Source organism: Pontibacter sp. T17, from assembly GCF_057219875.1.
Map to the genome: position 1 here is coordinate 1575237 of NZ_JBXVVW010000001.1, position 17257 is coordinate 1592493.

The window sequence follows — 17257 nt, forward strand, 5'->3', positions numbered from 1 at the left end:
TTGCTTTGCTGTAAATGCCACAAAGTTTTCGCGCCTTACCGCTTTTTTTCTGGTAAAAGGGCGGTGGAACGTTTAACTTGTGGAGAACTGTCAAGCAACATCCAATCGATACACGTCTCCCCCGTCGCCTTATGGAAAAAGTGTGGCTAGCGAACTATCCGGCCGGTGTCCCCGTCGAGATTAACCCCGAAGCATTCGGCAGCATCGTAGAAGTAGTGGAGCAGAGCTGCAAGCGGTTTGCCAACCGCCCTGCCTATGCCTTCATGGGTAAAACCATTACGTATGCCGAATTGGACAGGCTGTCGGCACAATTCGCCAGTTACCTGCAGAATGTGGCAGGTCTGAAGCCCGGCGATCGCATTGCCATGCAGATGCCCAACGTCATGCAGTATCCTGTGGCAATGTTTGGTGCGCTGCGTGCGGGTCTGGTAGTGGTGAACATCAACCCGCTCTACACCCCCCGCGAGATGAAGTATCATCTTGGCGACAGCGGCGCCAAAGCCATCGTCATCCTTGCCAACTTCGCCAACAACCTCGAGCAGATCGTGGCCGAGACCGAAGTGAAAAAAGTGATTGTCACTGAAATAGGCGACATGCTGGGCGGCCTTAAAGGCGGTCTGGTCAATTTTGTGGTGAAGTATGTGAAGCGCATGGTGCCCAAATACCACCTGCCACAGGCCGTCAGCTTCAACCAGGCCCTGAAGCAGGGTGCCCTGCACGACCTCCGCACTCCCGCTATCAAGGGTGCAGATATGGCTTTCATTCAGTACACCGGCGGCACCACGGGTGTCTCAAAAGGTGCCGTGCTGACCCACCGCAACATCGTGGCCAACATGGAGCAGATGTCGGCCTGGCTGCCTGTGGAGCCCGGCAAGGAAATCGTTATCACACCCCTGCCGCTGTACCACATCTATGCCCTCACGGTCAGCGCCATGTGCTTCATGAAAGTCGGCGCTCTCAACGTGCTGATTCCCAACCCCCGCGATATGAAGGCTTTCCTCTCAGAGGTGGCCAAATGGAAGTTTACTGCCATGAGCGGCCTCAATACGCTGTTTGTCGGTATGATGAACCATCCGCTCTTCAGCAAAATCGACTGGCAGTATTGCCGCATTGTGTCAGCAGGCGGCATGGCGTTGCAGCGCCCGGTTGCCGAACGTTTCACCAAACTGACAGGTGTGCAGATTGTCGAGGGCTACGGCATGACCGAGACCAGCCCCGTGACGCACTCTAATCCGCTGATTTCGGGCGAACCCCGCCTCGGCTCCATCGGTATGCCCCTGCCCAGCACCGAGATCCGTATCATCGACGAAGACGGCAACGACGTACCCCAGGGCGAACGTGGCGAACTGTGCATCCGGGGCCCGCAGGTAATGCAGGGCTACTGGCAGAAGCCTGAGGAGAATGCCAAAGTATTCCTGTCTGACGGCTACCTGCGCACCGGCGACATTGCCATGATGGACCCCGATGGTTACTTCCGCATCGTTGACCGCAAGAAGGACATGATCAACGTATCGGGCTTCAAGGTGTTCCCGAACGAGGTAGAGGACGTCGTAGCTGGCCACCCCGGTGTGCTGGAAGTTGCGGCCATTGGCGTGCCCAGCGAAAAGACTGGCGAGGCAGTAATGCTCGTCGTTGTGAAAAAGGACCCTGCCCTGACACTCGACGACGTGAAGAGCTATTGTCACGAGAACCTGACCGCCTATAAGCGGCCTACCATCATCGAGTTCCGCGACGAACTGCCCAAGAGCAACGTTGGCAAGATTCTCCGCCGCCCCCTGCGCGAAGAAGCCATTGCCAAGTTGGAAAATGCCAGCGTCTGATAACGAGTACATTACGATTCCACGGAAACGGCAGCCACTGGCTGCCGTTTCTCGTCGGGGGGTCTGGATAATTCGGGCGGTTGACGCTGCGACGGAAGCGCCGAAGGCGGTAGTTTTGCGCCCATGAGCAACCCGACGGACGGTACACCCGTGGAGCCCCTGGAAGACGGCGCGATGGAGCAGAGCACGGCACTGGCTGGCATGTACCAGAACTACTTTCTGGAATACGCCAGCTACGTGATTCTGGACCGTGCTGTGCCCTACGCCGAAGACGGCCTGAAGCCTGTGCAGCGCCGCCTGCTGCATGCCATGTACGATATGGACGATGGCCGCTTCCACAAGGTGGCCAACATCATCGGCCAGACCATGCAGTACCACCCCCACGGCGACGCCAGCATCGGCGACGCACTGGTGGGCATGGGCCAGAAAGAGCTGCTCATCGACACCCAAGGCAACTGGGGCAACGTCTTCACTGGCGACGGTGCTGCGGCCGCCCGTTACATCGAAGCCCGCCTCTCAAAGTTTGCCCTCGAGATCCTCTTCAACCCCAAAACCACGGGTTGGCAGCTCAGCTACGACGGCCGCAAGCAGGAGCCCGTCACCCTGCCGGTGAAGTTTCCGCTGCTCCTGGCACAGGGCGCCGAGGGTATTGCCGTAGGTCTGAGTACCAAGATTCTGCCGCATAATTTCGTGGAGCTCTGCGAGGCCGCCATTGCCTACCTCAAGGGCAAGCCCTTCACGCTGTATCCCGACTTCCTCACCGGCGGCATGATCGACGTGAGCGACTACCGCGCTGGCGAACGCGGTGGCCGTGTACGCATCCGGGCCAATATCCAGGAGCTGGACAAGAAGACATTGGTCATCACCAGCATACCCTACGGCTCTACCACCCAGAGCCTTATCGACAGCATCCTCAAGGCCAACGAGAAGGGCAAGATCAAAATCAAGCACATTGACGACAACACCGCCCGCAACGTCGAAATCGTCATTCATCTGGCCCCCGGTACCTCGCCCGACATCACCATCGATGCCCTCTACGCCTTCACAGACTGCGAGGTGTCGGTGTCGCCCAACTGCTGCATTATCTTCCAGGAGCGGCCCATGTTCACCAACGTGGAGCACGTGCTGCGCCTCTGCGTAGACAGCACCAAAGCCTTGCTGCAACAGGAACTGGACATCCGGATGGCCGAACTGCTGGAGCAGTGGCATCTCTCTTCGCTCGAGAAGATCTTCATCGAGAACCGCATCTACCGCAACATTGAAGAGGCAGAGACCTTCGAGGCCGTACTGGACATCATCGACGAGGGCCTCAAACCGTTCCGCAAGCAGTTCCGCCGCGACATCACCCGCGACGACATCCTGAAGCTTACCGAAATCCGCATCAAGCGCATCTCGAAGTACGACAGCTTCAAGGCCGACGAGTTCATCCGCGGGCTCGAAACCGAGATGGAGGAAGTGGCCAATCACCTGGCCAACCTCGTGGACTACACCATCGACTGGTACCGCCAGCTGCTGAAGAAATACGGCAAGGGCCGCGAGCGCAAAACCGAGATCAGGACCTTCGACACCATTCAGGCAACTGTAGTAGCCATTGCCAATGCCAAGCTGTATGTAAACCGTGCTGGCGGCTTTGTAGGCTATGGCAATGCCATGAAGAAGGAAGAGAATGTAGAGTATGTCTGCGACTGCTCCGATATTGACGACATCATCGTTTTCCGCGCCGATGGCAAGATGATAGTGTCCAAAGTGAGTGAAAAGGCATTTCTGGGCAAAGATATCCTGTATGTCAACGTGTTCCGCAAGAACGACGACCGCATGGTGTACCACATGGTGTATCAGGATGGCGGCGGACGGACCGGCGGCGGCAACTCGATGGTGAAGCGCTTTCAGGTACAGGGCGTCACCCGCGACAAGGAATACGACCTGACGAAGGGTACGAAGGGCTCGTTTGTGGTGTACTTCACCGCCCACCCCAATGGCGAGCGCGAGGTGGTGAAGGTGCAGCTGAAGCCCATGCCCAACCTGCGCAAGCTGGAATACGACTTCGACTTCGGCTCGTTGGCCATCAAGGCGCGCACAGCCGCAGGTAACATTCTGGCGCGCACGCCCGTCAAGAAAATCACGCAGAAGTCGGTGGGCGCCAGCACGCTGGGCGGCCGCGCCCTGTGGTTCGATCCCGCGCTGTCTCGCCTCAATGCCGACGGCCACGGCACGGCGCTCGGCCGCTTCGAAGGCGAAGACCGTCTGCTGGTGCTCTACGCCGACGGCACCTACGAGCAGACCGGCTTTGAGCTGACCCAGCGTTTCGACGGCCAGGTGCTGGAGCTCCACAAGTTCGACCCCGAGCAGGTAGTGTCGGCCATTTATTACGACGGCGAGCGCAAGGAGTATTACGTGAAGCGCTTTGTGCTGGAGCCCAGTGTGCTGGGTAAGAAATACCCGTTCATCTCAGAAGGCGCAGGCAGCAAGCTGCTGTTTGCCACTGCCTGGCCCCAGCCCGTGGTGGAGGTGCAGCAGGGCAAGGGCCAGAAAGAAGAAATGGAACTAGAAGAAGTGGAGGTGAAGGGCTGGAAGGCCCTGGGCCGCAAGCTACCCTATGCCAAGGTGCAGAGTGTTACCATGCTGCGCCATGCCGAACCCGAGCCTGAGGCCGAGGCTGCCGAGGAAGATACCCCTCCGGCCGAGTCCGACGAACTGCGTGGCGGCGTCGAGGCACCTACCCACGGCGAAGGCGGCACCCTGTTCTAACAGTTGTTTCTGCCGAAGAAAGCAAATGGCCTCCCTTAGAAGGAGGCCATGCTGTTCAGTAGAGAGAAGTCGAACGCCTGGGGCGGGGCTTCCTCGCGTCCGGGGTTCGAGCGGCGGCTGACAGGCGTTTCCGCAGAAGATTCTGGTTCCAGCGTGCTGGCCAGTTGGCGTGCGGCCCGGTGGGCTGCTTTGCGTTCAGCTTTGTCAGCCAGTCGTTTACGAAACTCTCCATAGGTCAGGATTTCAAATGTGCCGTCTTTGTGTTCCACCAGCGCCGTCAACGACTCCACCCAGTCGCCGCTGTTGAGGTAGTGTACGTTGCCCAGCATCTTGTTGGCTGGGGTGTGAATGTGGCCGCAGATAACGCCCCGGTACCCACGATCGTGGGCAATGTCCACCAGGCAGTCTTCAAAGTTGCTGATGAAGTTCACGGCGCCCTTCACCTTGGCTTTGATGGCCGCGCTGATGCTGTAGTATTCCAGCCCACGCCAGGCGCGGTAACGGTTGTAGAACCGGTTGATTTTCAGCAGCAGCGAATAGCCGATGTCGCCCAGGTGGGCCAGCCAGCGCATCTTGCTCGTCACGCTGTCAAACACGTCGCCGTGCAGCACCAGATAGTTGCCCTGCGGGGTGCTGTGCACGTGCTTCTCTACCAGCTGAATACCAGCAAACTGCATGGGCAGAAAGCGTTCCAGCAGGTCGTCGTGGTTGCCGCGCAGGTAAATCACCTGGGTGTGCTGCTTCTGGATCTTGCCCAGCACCAGACGCACAAAGCGGGTATGCTTCTTGGTCCATACACCACTGCGCTTCAGGGCCCAGGTGTCAATGATGTCGCCGTTGAGAATGAGCTTCTTGCACTTGACGTGCTTCAGAAAGTCGTTCACTTCATCGATGCGGCAGCCGGCGGCACCCATGTGCACATCGGACAGGATGACGGTGCGGAACTTAAGCTTGGGCATGGGCAGTGGCGTTGGGGTGGACGGTAGACGATGGGGCCGATTGCAGAGTGGCCGGGTGTTCCAGGTGCCAGAGCAGGCGCTGGCGGCCTGCCTCCAGCCAGGCGATGTAGGCTGCGTGCTGTGGCGCATACTGCGGGATGAAGGCATCCAGCAGGGTGGGGTCAAGGGCCTCTACATGTTTGCCAGCACCTACTTTCTCGGCGTCCCAGGCATTGAGGTATTGCTCATACTGTCCCGGCATGGGCAGCAGAATGGCTGGCTTACGCAGGTAGAAGGCCTCGCACACGGTTTCGAAGCCGGCGGTGGTGGCTACCCCTTTGGCAGATGCCAGCAGGTCAAGAAACAGTGTCTCGTGGATGTGGTGAAAGGTGAGGGTAGGACTCACTTCCAGCGGATTGGGCACGTCTTTGCGGCTCCAGAAGGCATGTATGCGCTGTTCTGGATGCTGTCGGTTGAAGGCCTTCACCTGCTCGGCAATGCCGGGGTACACCATATACACCAGCAGGTGGCCGTCGTTGGTGGCGGTGCGCTCAAACACCTCGCGGCGCAGCAGCGGAGCTACCACATAGTTGTGGCCGGGCTGGTGATCGGGCAGTTCGTAAAACGAAAGCGAGAGCGTTTTGCTGCCGGGCGGGCACAGAAAGGCGGTGTAGTTGCGCACCATACTGCGTTCCAGCACACGGTCGGGCGGAAAGCCAAACTGCGGGTGCAGCATCAGGTTTTGGTGGCTGATGTTTACCACTGGCGGCAGCTTGCCATAGCGCAACCCATACAGGCGCACCAGGGGCTCATACAGGTTGATGATGGCGTCGGCGGGATACTGGGCCAGCAGGTCGCGGATCTGACGTAGACTGGCAAGGTAGCGGCCCAGGTGGCGGGTGCCCGTGGCGATGGTGCGCAGCCAGTCGATGCGGTCGCCTTTTCTGTTCAGCATCAGGTTTGGGCTTTCCAGGCGAACCACCGGGCAGCCTGCCCGCTCGTAGATGAATGTCGGGACCTGCGCTTCGGCGGGCGCACCGATGATGACAGCAGCAATTTCGTGGCCGTTGTCGCGTAGCAGTTGGCACAGCGACAGTGTCTGAGTCAGGTGGCCACGGCCGTCGCCCTTAACGAAGAGTAGGTAACGCATCTGTCAGCGAAACAACGCACGGAAGCCGCGCGTGGTGTTACCGCTACCCAAAGACTTGGTTACCAAATTGTAAAAGGCCGTCAGTACGTGTGAAAAGGGCTTGCCAGCTGTTACCGTTGTATGGCCCCTTTGTCCACTTGGGTTTTCTGTATCAACCTCAAGCCTGTCGGCAACTCAGTGTTCCGCCTGTTTCTTCAGGTTCAGATTTCTGATCTGTGGGCTCAGAATCGATGCCCCAGCTACCACCAGGAGGGTCAGGGTGCCGCCCAGCATTACGGCCCCTCGCGCGCCAAACCATTTCGCCGTGACTCCGCTTTCAAAGGCACCAATCTCGTTGCTGCTGCCGATGAACATGGTGTTGACAGACGCTACACGACCCCGCATGTGGTCGGGCGTGTGCAGTTGCAGAATCGTGCTGCGGATCACGACACTCACACAGTCGAACGCGCCAGACAGAAACAGCAATGCCAGCGATACCTCAAAAATGCGTGAGTAGCCAAACCCAATGATACAGCAGCCAAAGCCAGCCACGCTCAGCAGCAGGGCGCGTCCTGCATTCTGGCCCGGTGGGCGCAGCGCCAGTATCACTGCCACCAACACCGCCCCGGCCGCTGGGGCGGCCCGCAGCATGCCCAGTCCTTCAGGACCCACCTTCAGGATATCGCTGGCAAAGACAGGCAGCAGGGCTGTAGCTCCACCAAACAGCACTGCGAACAGGTCAAGCGCCAGTGCACTGAGAATAATGGGGGTAGAGAATACAAAACGCAGCCCCTGAGACAGCGATTCCAGCAGGGGCTCTTTGGCCCCGCCGTTTCGGGTAGGCAGCGGCTTGCGTTCGATGGTAGTGATGGCGATGAACGCGATACCCAACAACGCCACCACGTGAGCATACGTCCATAGCGGGCCGATAAAGGAATAGAGCAGGCCACCCAGCGCCGGGCCTGCCACGGCACCACTTTGCCATACGGTGCTGTTCCAGCCGCTGGCCCGGGCATACTGTTTGCGTGGCACCAGCTGAGAGAGAAACGAGAAGTACGACGGCCCGATGAACGCCCGCACCATCCCAATGGTGAACATCACCGTATAGATGGGCCACACGATGTGCGAAGCCTTCAGGCTGTCGAAGTTCAGCGTCAGACCCATCATCACCGCCGTGCAGAGAACCAGCGCCATCTGTGCGGCGAGTATGATGTTGCGGCGGTCATTCTTGTCTACATAATGCCCACCCAGCAGGGCAAACGAGATGGCCGGGATGGCTTCGGCCAGGCCGATGTAGCCCAGCGACAATGGGTCGTGGGTGATGTCGTAAACCTGCCACGCTATGATGACCGACTGCATTTGAATGGCCAGTGTGGCCATGAGCCGGGCAATGAGAAAGGCGCGAAACTCGCGGTTACCCAATACCTCCCACATTTCCTGTCGGTTGGAAGGGGAGCTGGCGGAAGAACCTTCTGTCGGCATATCTGGTGTGCGAAGGTACAGCGACTGGGCTTGCCGTCAAGCTGAAATCATGTCTGGAGCAACAAAAAGGCCCCTGACAATCAGGGGCCGAGTACGTACAGAGGTTGGTAGTACTTAACAGCTGTTAGAAACAGTTGTTGATCTCGATAGAAGGAGCATCAGCAACCATCTGCTTCACCAGCACCTTAACATTGTATTCGCCAAAGAAGCAGCCCGGCTCTACGGTCATGCGCTCGTTGGTGAGGCTGGCAGGGCTGTAGGCGCGGTAGCTAGTGCCATCCATGAAGATGATACGGCCCGCCTTATCGGCATCAGCTGAAACGGCAACACGTGGACCACCGCCTGTTTCTTCAAACAGAATCAGCACGTCAGCGCTCGAAGTGCCGAAGTTCTTGCCATTGATGGTAACCAGATTGGAAGCCAGGTCGAAGGAGATCGAGGTTACCTCGGCTTTGGGTTCAGCATCGTCGTTACAGCCCGACAGTGCGACAAAACCCACAAGAGCTACTACTGCGAGTGCTCGGGAAAAGATGTTTTTCAGCATGGGGAGAATCAGAAAAGGAAAGAGAGGTAGAGCCAGGCGGCAATTAGTCGCAGTAGTTCATGACGATGGTGTTGGGCGCCTTGGCCGTGAAGCTTTTCACGATAACGCGCACCTCGTTTTCACCCCAGGGGCAGCCAGGGCTCACGGAAATGGCAGTCGAAGTAATGGAGCTGGGCGTGTAGGCGTAGAAATAGTCACCCTCGTAGCTGATCATGCCAGCTTTCTCGGCAGCAGCAGGCGAAATGATGGAGGCACCACCAGCATAGCGTACCAGTACCATTACATCACTGGCGTTGGTGCCAAAGTTTTTGCCATTTATTGTCAGGGTGTTGGTTGCCAGCGCGTAGTCCAGGCTGGTGATTTCAGGCTTGGCCTCAGCATTGTCTTTGCAGCCTGCCAGCGCCATTACTGCCACAGCAGCTGCCACGGCAAATGCTCGGGTAAAGATGGATTTCAACATGTTGGAAACTTAAAAAAGAGTAAAGCTTGAGTGTACGTGGTTTCCCTTAGGATACCGTTGTAAAGATGTAGAAATGCGCCAATTCTTTCCCAGCGGTTCGTCGATTTTTTCCTGTTAGCCTACCTATAAATGACCATTTGGTTATTGGATAATGTCATTTTTAGGCCATTTGGTGCACTGTGCGGCGTGTATGTATGCCAGCACGGTAGCGAGCAATACCTCATTTGAAGCAAAATTGCCATATACGCTTTTACACGTATATGTCAATTTTTCAATCGGTTTGAATACTTATTACAGGCAAAAAGAGTAGACGTCAATTAAAGATGGGGCGGTAGCGATCTGGTCCTTCACGATCACCCGAACTTCAACTTCACTTTCACACAGGCTTGGGGCCACGTTGATGGTTGTGCTGGTGACGGTAGAAGGACTGTAGGCGTAGAAGTACTCGCCTTCAAATGATACCATGCTTCTTTTCTGTGCAGCAGACAAGGCTGCGATCCCCGTGGGGCGGAACAGCACCACTACATCTGCCGTGGAGGTGCCGAAGTTCTCGCCTGTGATGGTTACGGTTTCGCCAAAGTTCACCGGGCTGGGAGTGATGGCGGTAATTCTGGGTGCAGGCTCGGTCCTATCCTTGTTACAGGCAGTTACAGCCAAAGCCATTGCTGCAAACAGCAACAATGCTACGCGGGTAATTGAAGAGTGAAAGTGCATCTGTGCAGTGCGAGTGTGTACGATTCGGACACAAACGTACCACAGCGCTGCTTTTATTACGCTTTAATGCGTAAGGGTTTAACGTAATTTAAGACTTGCCTGACTTAGCATCTCTGTCAGTGCCTTATGATAGATGGCGTATTCCCGCAGATTGCCATGGGTGCCTTCGGGAATCACCACAAAGCGGTCGCGCGACAACTGCAGCACTGGAACCAGCGTCTGGGCATGCACCAGCGGGATGAGTTTGTCGGCAGTGCCATGAAGCACCAGAATGGGGCACTTCAGCCCCTTTAGGTAGCTGCGCGTAGACATGCGGTAGCTGGCCAGCCAGCGGGCGGGCATCCACTGGGCTTTCAGGCCCATGAGCTCGGAAAAGTCGGCGTAGGGTGTTTCCAGAATCAGTAGCCGGGGAGGGTGCTGCTGTGCCTGCCAGGCGGCTAGCCCTGACCCCAGGCTGCGCCCCATGATGACCATGCTGTCGGCGCCACAGCGTGACAACGCGTATTGATATACCCGTTCAGCATCGGCGTAGAGTGCCGCTTCTGTCGGGACAGGGCCGGGGGTTTTGCCATAGCCCCGGTAGTCATACATCAACACATCGTAGCCATGTTCCAGAAGGTCGGGGGCATAGGTGCCCCAGCGTTGCAGGGTGCCGCGGTTACCGTGATGGTAAACGATGAGCCCCTTGCGGGGCACTTGGGCCTTGAAATACAGTGCGTTGATGGGGGGCGCGTCTGCCGTGCCTGGTATCCACACCTCCTCAGCTGCTAGCGAGTCGAAATGAAAAACGTGGTCGGCGGGCAGGCTGCTGTTGTTGAACACAAACCAGTGCTGGGTGCCCCAGGCCACGAACATTGCTGTCAGGTAGATAATAGCCAGCGGTATGACAAAGCGGCGGATACGATACATGGAGCTAGAAGATATCGGTGCGGTCGGCAATGGGGTGGCGGGGTGGTTGGGTTTCGGCTTCGCGCAACACCTTGGCCAGTATCTCATGGTACAGCGGAAAGCTGGGCAGGTCGTTATGGTGCCCGCCTGGCACGGCATACAGGATGGTGTTCAGCGGCTGTATCTGCGCCAGGTCCACGCTGGAGCGGTAGGGAATGAGCCGGTCTTTGGTGCCGTGGATGATGCGGATGGGACAGCGCACATACTTTAGGTAGGTGTGTGTGCGCAGGGGGTAGCGCAGAATCCAGGGGATGGGCAGGAACGGCAGATAGCGCCGCGCCAGCCGGGTGAATGAGTAGTAGGGCGCGTCGAGAATGAGCAGGGCGGGGTAGTTCTGGCTGGCCAGCTTGGCCGCAAAGCCCGACCCAATGCTGCGTCCATATACCACGATCTTTTCCTCGGGCCACGTTTCCAGCAGCTGGCGGTACACAAACTGGGCATCGGCCTTGAGGTCAAACTCGGTGCGGCGGCCGGTGCTTTTGCCAAAGCCGCGGTAATCAATCATCAGCACATCCCAGCCGTGGTCGGTAAAGTCGCGCGAGTACTTGCCCCAGCCCTTGATGCTGCGGGTGTTACCGTGGAAATACACCACGATGCCTTTGCGCTGGGCGGGGTCGTCGCTGGCCAGAAAATGCAGCCCATTGATGCGTACGCCCGTCTTCACATCGAAGAACAGCTCGTAGAACGGGAAGCGGTACTGGTACTCGAAATCCTGCGCCAGCTTCTCGGGCTTGAAAATGAAGCGTTCCTGCACCAGATAGGCAATGAAATTGACCACCAGGTACCCGACCACGAGAATGGGTGCCACAAAGAGGAAATCCATAAACGGCAGCAGTACTACAGTTTACGCATTTCCTCCGGCACTACACCAGCCTTTTGTGGTGCACGGTCAGGCCATCAGGGCCGCGCGGGCTTTGCCCAGTGCTGCGGCTATGCCATCTGGATTTTTGCCACCGGCCGTAGCGAAGAACGGCTGACCACCGCCGCCGCCCTGCACTTCCTTGGCAGCTTCGCGCACAATCTTGGCTGCATCCAGGCCGCCGCTTACCAGCGCCTCGTCAATCTTGATGGCCAGCATGGGCTTGCCGTCGGCTACACCTCCCAGCGCAATCACCGCCTGCGGAAGGGCTTTGGCCAGTTCAAAGGCCAAGGTCTTCAGCTCGTCGGCGTTTTCCACCTCTACCTGCTGCACCAGCACGTTGCGGCCGTTGTGGGCTTCGGCTTTGGGGGCCAGGTCGCGGGCCAGTTGGGCAATGGCGGCACCACGCAGCTTCTCCAGCTTCTGTTGCAGCTGGCGGTTCTGTTCCGACAGGTCGTTGACGGCTTTCTCCAGGTCGCGCGGGTTCTTCAGGGCTTCCTTCACCCGACCCACCAGCGCGGCCTGCTGCTGGTACCAGCTCAGCGCGCCCTCAGCGGTCACGGCCTCCACGCGGCGAATGCCAGCAGCCACGCTGCCCTCGCTCGTCAGCTTGAACAGACGTATGTCGCGGGTGTTGCGCACATGGGTGCCGCCGCACAGTTCTACCGAGTAGCTGGGGTCAAACACGATGACGCGCACGCGGTCGCCATACTTCTCGCCAAAGAGCGCCATTGCGCCCATGCCTTTGGCTTCGTCAATAGGTTTGTCGCGGTATTCGTCCAGCGCGATGCCCTGGGCAATCCGCTCGTTGACAATCGTTTCAATACGTGCCAGCTCTTCTTCCGTCACGCCCTGGAAGTGCGAGAAGTCGAAGCGCAGCAGGTCGTCGGCCACACGCGAACCGCGCTGCTCCACGTGGGTGCCCAGCACACTGCGCAGGGCGGCGTGCAGCAGGTGGGTGGCGCTGTGGTTGGCGGCGATGGCCTGGCGGCGGCTGGCGTCTACACTGGCCTGCCACGTGCCGGCGGCTTCTTCAGGCAGCTGGTGTACAATATGTACAATCAGGTCGTTTTCCTTCACGGTGTCCAGCACACGCAGGGTCTCGCTGCCCTGCTTCAGGGTGCCGGTATCGCCAATCTGGCCGCCCGACTCCGCGTAGAACGGCGTGCGGTTCAGCACCACGTGATACTGCGGGCCTTTGGCCGTCTGCACCGTGCGGTACTTCACGATCTCGGCGTCTATAGCCAGGCTGTCGTAGCCTACGAAGAGCGTGTCGGCATGGCCCTGCACCAGTTCCACCCAGTCGCCGGTCTGTACTTTGGCTGCTGCTTTGGAGCGTGCTTTCTGCTCGGCCATGGCGGCATCAAAGCCTTTCACGTCTACGTCCAGGCCGTTTTCCCGGGCAATCAGCTGCGTCAGGTCCAGCGGGAAGCCATAGGTATCGTACAGTTCAAATGCGACCTGTCCTTCAAGCACCTTGGCGCCTTTGCCGTCTTTCAGGAAGGCTTCGATGCGGGTCAGGCCTTTTTCCAGCGTGTTCAGGAACGACTTTTCCTCCTGCTCAATCACCGTCTGGATGAACTGCTGCTGGGTGGTGAGTTCGTCGAAGGTGCCACGGTAGTAGTCGGCCAGCACAGGTACCAGTGCATGCAGGAAGGGCTGCTTGATGTTGAGGTGCTGGAAGCCGTAGCGCGACGCCCGGCGGATGAGGCGGCGGATGACGTAGCCTGCACCGCCAGCAGCAGGAAGCTGCCCGTCGCCGATGGCCAGCGCAATGGCCCGGATGTGGTCAATGGCTACACGGATGGCAACGTCGGTGAGGTTTGGGGTGTCGCCGGGCAGCACGGGGCCACCAGCGTATTTCACGCCGTGGTGCTTCTCCAGGTGCTGAATCAGCGGCAGAAAGACGTCGGTGTCGTAGGTCGAGTGCTTGCCCTGCATCGCCATGCACAGGCGCTCGAAGCCCATGCCCGTGTCTACGCTCTGCATGGTCAGGGGAATGAGCGTGCCGTCGGCACGGCGCTCAAACTGCATGAACACCAGGTTCCAGATCTCGATTACCTGCGGGTGGCTCTGGTTCACGAGGTCGCGGCCCGGCAGCTTGGCAATGTCGGCGGCGTCGCGCAGGTCTACGTGCAGCTCGGTGCAGGGGCCACAGGGGCCGGTTTCGCCCATCTCCCAGAAGTTGTCCTTGCGGTTGCCCTTCAGGATATGGTCATCTGGCAGCACCTTGGCCCATTCGCTGCGGGCTTCTTCGTCGGCCGGAATGGTGTCCGAGCCCTCGAAGTACGTGGCGTACAGGCGGTTCTTGTCCATGCCCAGCGTGCCCGTGATGAACTCCCAGGCCCAGGCGATGGCGTCTTTCTTGAAGTAGTCGCCAAACGACCAGTTGCCCAGCATTTCGAACATGGTGTGGTGGTAGGTGTCGAAGCCTACTTCCTCCAGGTCGTTGTGCTTGCCACTCACGCGCAGGCACTTCTGCGTGTCGGCAATGCGCTTGTGTACCGCAGGCTTGTTACCCGTGAAAATGTCCTTGAACGGCGCCATGCCCGAGTTGGTGAACATCAGGGTGGGGTCGTCCTTGGATACGATGGGGGCGGAAGCAACGATGGCGTGTTGGCGTTCGCGGAAGAAATCGAGGAAAGCCTTGCGGATTTCGCTGCTGCTCAGGGTACGGCGGGTGTCCATGCAGGTGCTGAAAATGGCATGCAAAAGTACGCAAAGAGCCGACGTCTGCGGCAGCCTTGGGGCAAGTCTTTCGTCGGCAGGCGTACCATTTGGCGCCAGCCACTCGTTATGGCAGGGCATTCGTTTACTTTGCAGCATGCGCGAACTCTACCGCTTCAATCGCGAGGACTTCACCTACACCAAAATCCGCAAGGGAATGGTGTTTTATGCTGTTCGTTCGCTGCCTTACGTATTCACCTCGCTGGTGGTGGCGGTGGCCGTGGTGGGGGCCTTTTACCTGGTGTACGACAGCCCCACTGCCAACAACCTGAAACAGGAGCAGCAGCAGCTCTCTGCCGCCATAAAGGAGTATGGCACAGCCGCCGACACCCTTCAGAACCACCTGGCGCAACTGCAACAGCGCGACCAGGCCCTCTATCGGATGATCCTCAACGCCGAGCCTCCTAAAGATACCACCGGCGATTCTGCTGCTCTTGCCGCGCAGGACAGCACCCGCGAGGTAGACCTCGACGCCGTCGGCTCGCGCCTCGAAGAGCTCTCGACCCGCCTACAGGCCCAGACCGAAACCCAGCACCTGATGTATGAGATTGCCAAGGCCAACCGCAAGGAACTGGCCCGCATTCCCAGCATCCGCCCCGTTTCTACGGTCATCCTCAGTGGTTTTGGCAAACGCCGCAATCCCATCTTCAAAAAGGACATGTTCCACGCCGGCATCGACTTCAAGGCCGACATGGATACCAAAGTGATGGCCACCGCCGACGGCACTGTCACCTTTGCGGGCAACACCACCGGCGGCAGCGGCATCGTCGTGCAGATAGACCACGGCAATGGCTACGTTACCTACTACGGCCACCTGAACCGCGTGCTGGTGAAGCCAGGCAAGCGCGTGAAGCGTGGCGACGTCATTGCCCTCAGCGGTAACAGCGGCCTCACCAAAGGCCCCCACCTGTACTACGAGGTGCGCAAAGACGGCAAGGCCGTAGACCCCATCGACTACTTCTTCAACGACCTGAAGCCCGAAGAACTGGTAACCTTCCGCAGCCAGGCGTCGCAGTACAACGAGTCGATGAACTGACCTCCACGGCTGTATGGAAGCGCCCACCCAGCCCCAGCCCCACGACGCTGATGCCGCCGCGCCAGCCGAGCAGCCCGTGCGCCTGCCCCTCATTCCCCGCAGCGCCGAAGACATCACCAAAAAGTACTTCTCCATCGGCGAGGTGGCCGACCTGCTGGAAGTGAACCAGAGCGTGCTGCGCTTCTGGGAAACGGAGTTCGACCAGTTGCGCCCCCGCAAAACCCGCAAGGGCCGCCGCCTCTACACCCGCCAGGACGTAGAGCTGCTCAAGAGCATCCACTACCTGGTGAAAGTGCGGAAATACACCCTCCAGGGCGCCCGCGAAAAACTTTCTACGCAATCCAACAACCTGTCTATCAAGATGGAACTGCGCGACCGCCTCCTCGAAGTGCGAAAAAACTTGGAGGCATTACGGGAGTTGTTGTAAATTTGCAGCCACTTCAATCGGGGAGTAGCTCAGTTGGTAGAGTACTCGTCTGGGGGGCGAGTGGTCGTGGGTTCAAGTCCCGCCTCTCCGACATTTAACCCCTACAAAACCCTCTGGCTTAACCGCTAGAGGGTTTTTTGTTGGAGAAAATCCGTCATCTGAATGAAGCCTTATTGATAGGGTGCTGGAGGAAGGCATGCAGAGGATGCTTTTCGGCTGCCTTTACTGTTTTGAATACGGGGCGCGAAGCCTCGAAGCTGTAACTAATTGTCATTTTGAGGTTGATTATTTGGGGTGCTTAAATTCAAGGTATCTTTGAGGTATGCGTGAGCAATTGTGATTCTTATGGATTCCGCCCTTCACCTTGTCTTTGAAGAACCCCGTTGGATTCCGCTGGGAAGCACCATCGTTGAGCAGTTAGGGCACTGGACCACTAGAATGCCAGTTCTGCTGCGACGTGTACTTTTGATTGGACCTATACTATTGACTGCTCGCGTTGCCCGTTATGGTAACCATCAGTGGCTGAAACGCTTGCGGCAGTTGCCGCATCTGATTAACTACAAGGTTTCTCCCAATGAGGCTCGCGAGGTTCTACCATTCTTGAATAAGAGCATTGAGCAGATTAAAGGACATCTCGATAAGCTGGAGAAGCGTAATCATGCCGACTTTCCCTTAGCGATTAAACACTGGCTTTTATCTACTTATGAAATACTGGCAATTCAAGAGCAAATAGCGCTTCGTCTTCAAGCAGTAGTAATGCTTGATGCCAGACGGTCTGAGCTGCTTCTTCTGCCGCCAGCAGTTAGTCAACTGGTTACTGAGATTTCTTTCCTTCGGGCAAATGCCGAGGGATACTTTGAGCGTGAGGAAGTAAGGGAATGGCTGAACAGCCCACATCCGCTCAGCAAGTAATCAATCCGCAACAAGGCGAGATCTGGTATATCGATTATAACAATCATGTCGGAAGTGAACCTGATAAAATCAGACCTTCTGTCGTAATTTCGCCTGACTTGCCTTATAACCGTGCCGTGAGAATTGTTGTCCCTATTACGGGATATCAAGAGCGATACGCACGATTGGCATGGATGGTGCCATTACATCCCAGTTCCTGTAATAATCTGGTAAAGCCTTCATTGGCAGAAGCATTATTAATCACCTCTAAGTCTTTACAGGCTTTTTGCACACCTGCTAAAGGCGGCCCTATGGAGCCATTGGGGCATGTCATGCTTGACGAATTGGAGGATATACTGGTGGCCAGCATGCTGGTAACGGGTGTTCACGCATTGGTTGAAACCGCTGTGAAACATCATACCCAAGCGCTACAAGTCCAACTGAAAGATATAAGTGGTAAAATGGATGCATTGGAGCGGCGCTACCAGAAAGCCCAAGCCGAGTTGGAGCTTCTCAGGAATGCTCACTAACCCC

General features: G+C 57.7%; 15 protein-coding genes and 1 tRNA gene. 7 read left to right on the forward strand and 9 right to left on the reverse strand.

The annotated features are described in order from the left end of the window. The first annotated feature begins 131 nt into the window (after positions 1-131). Together AC2D8O_RS06940 and AC2D8O_RS06945 are read left to right on the forward strand one after the other, a co-directional pair. Complete coding sequence (locus AC2D8O_RS06940; RefSeq protein WP_484678071.1) at positions 132-1820, forward strand: AMP-binding protein; 1689 nt, start codon at positions 132-134, stop codon at positions 1818-1820. Between the two features lie 123 nt (positions 1821-1943). After that, entirely contained in the window at positions 1944-4568 is a 2625-nt protein-coding gene (locus AC2D8O_RS06945; RefSeq protein ID WP_484678072.1) for a DNA gyrase/topoisomerase IV subunit A, read from the forward strand. Between the two features lie 35 nt (positions 4569-4603). On the opposite strand, the gene AC2D8O_RS06950 is transcribed toward AC2D8O_RS06945, so the two are convergent. The 9 genes from AC2D8O_RS06950 to alaS form a co-directional block, all read right to left on the reverse strand. Then, a complete protein-coding gene (locus AC2D8O_RS06950) occupies positions 4604-5527 on the reverse strand; it encodes a UDP-2,3-diacylglucosamine diphosphatase (protein ID WP_484678073.1) in 924 nt (307 codons plus the stop codon). Then, complete coding sequence (locus tag AC2D8O_RS06955) at positions 5514-6656, reverse strand: glycosyltransferase family protein (protein ID WP_484678074.1); 1143 nt, start codon at positions 6654-6656, stop codon at positions 5514-5516. Before AC2D8O_RS06955 ends, AC2D8O_RS06950 begins: the two co-directional genes overlap by 14 nt. Positions 6657-6830: 174 nt before the next feature. Beyond that, positions 6831-8117 (reverse strand): MFS transporter, encoded by a 1287-nt coding sequence (locus AC2D8O_RS06960; protein ID WP_484678075.1) that lies wholly within the window; start codon positions 8115-8117, stop codon positions 6831-6833. Between the two features lie 124 nt (positions 8118-8241). After that, positions 8242-8661 (reverse strand): hypothetical protein, encoded by a 420-nt coding sequence (locus AC2D8O_RS06965; RefSeq protein ID WP_484678076.1) that lies wholly within the window; start codon positions 8659-8661, stop codon positions 8242-8244. Between the two features lie 43 nt (positions 8662-8704). Then, the gene (locus AC2D8O_RS06970; protein WP_484678077.1) at positions 8705-9121 is read right to left on the reverse strand and encodes a hypothetical protein; all 417 of its coding nucleotides are present in this window, start codon (positions 9119-9121) and stop codon (positions 8705-8707) included. A gap of 291 nt (positions 9122-9412) precedes the next feature. Continuing rightward, a complete protein-coding gene (locus AC2D8O_RS06975) occupies positions 9413-9784 on the reverse strand; it encodes an IPT/TIG domain-containing protein (protein ID WP_484678078.1) in 372 nt (123 codons plus the stop codon). A 129-nt stretch (positions 9785-9913) separates the two neighbouring features. Continuing rightward, positions 9914-10744 (reverse strand): alpha/beta hydrolase, encoded by an 831-nt coding sequence (locus AC2D8O_RS06980; RefSeq protein WP_484678079.1) that lies wholly within the window; start codon positions 10742-10744, stop codon positions 9914-9916. Between the two features lie 4 nt (positions 10745-10748). Further along, on the reverse strand, positions 10749-11606 hold the full coding sequence (locus tag AC2D8O_RS06985) for an alpha/beta hydrolase (protein WP_484678080.1): 858 nt from the start codon (positions 11604-11606) through the stop codon (positions 10749-10751). Between the two features lie 66 nt (positions 11607-11672). Further along, the gene (gene alaS / locus AC2D8O_RS06990) at positions 11673-14330 is read right to left on the reverse strand and encodes an alanine--tRNA ligase (protein WP_484678081.1); all 2658 of its coding nucleotides are present in this window, start codon (positions 14328-14330) and stop codon (positions 11673-11675) included. A 136-nt stretch (positions 14331-14466) separates the two neighbouring features. Here alaS and AC2D8O_RS06995 point away from each other — a divergent pair, with 136 nt between their 5' ends. The 5 genes from AC2D8O_RS06995 (at position 14467) to AC2D8O_RS07015 (ending at position 17253) form a co-directional block, all read left to right on the forward strand. Then, a complete protein-coding gene (locus AC2D8O_RS06995) occupies positions 14467-15405 on the forward strand; it encodes a peptidoglycan DD-metalloendopeptidase family protein (RefSeq protein ID WP_484678082.1) in 939 nt (312 codons plus the stop codon). Positions 15406-15418: 13 nt separating this feature from the next. After that, positions 15419-15832 carry a MerR family transcriptional regulator gene (locus AC2D8O_RS07000; RefSeq protein ID WP_484678083.1) on the forward strand — a complete coding sequence of 138 codons (414 nt, stop codon included), beginning with the start codon at positions 15419-15421 and terminating at the stop codon, positions 15830-15832. Between the two features lie 18 nt (positions 15833-15850). Further along, positions 15851-15923 (forward strand) — tRNA-Pro (locus AC2D8O_RS07005). A gap of 254 nt (positions 15924-16177) precedes the next feature. Next, positions 16178-16744 carry a hypothetical protein gene (locus tag AC2D8O_RS07010; RefSeq protein ID WP_484678084.1) on the forward strand — a complete coding sequence of 189 codons (567 nt, stop codon included), beginning with the start codon at positions 16178-16180 and terminating at the stop codon, positions 16742-16744. Next, positions 16711-17253, forward strand: a complete 543-nt coding sequence (locus AC2D8O_RS07015; RefSeq protein ID WP_484678085.1) for a type II toxin-antitoxin system PemK/MazF family toxin — start codon at positions 16711-16713, stop codon at positions 17251-17253. The genes AC2D8O_RS07010 and AC2D8O_RS07015 overlap by 34 nt, the downstream gene beginning before the upstream one ends. The last annotated feature ends 4 nt before the right edge of the window (positions 17254-17257 follow it).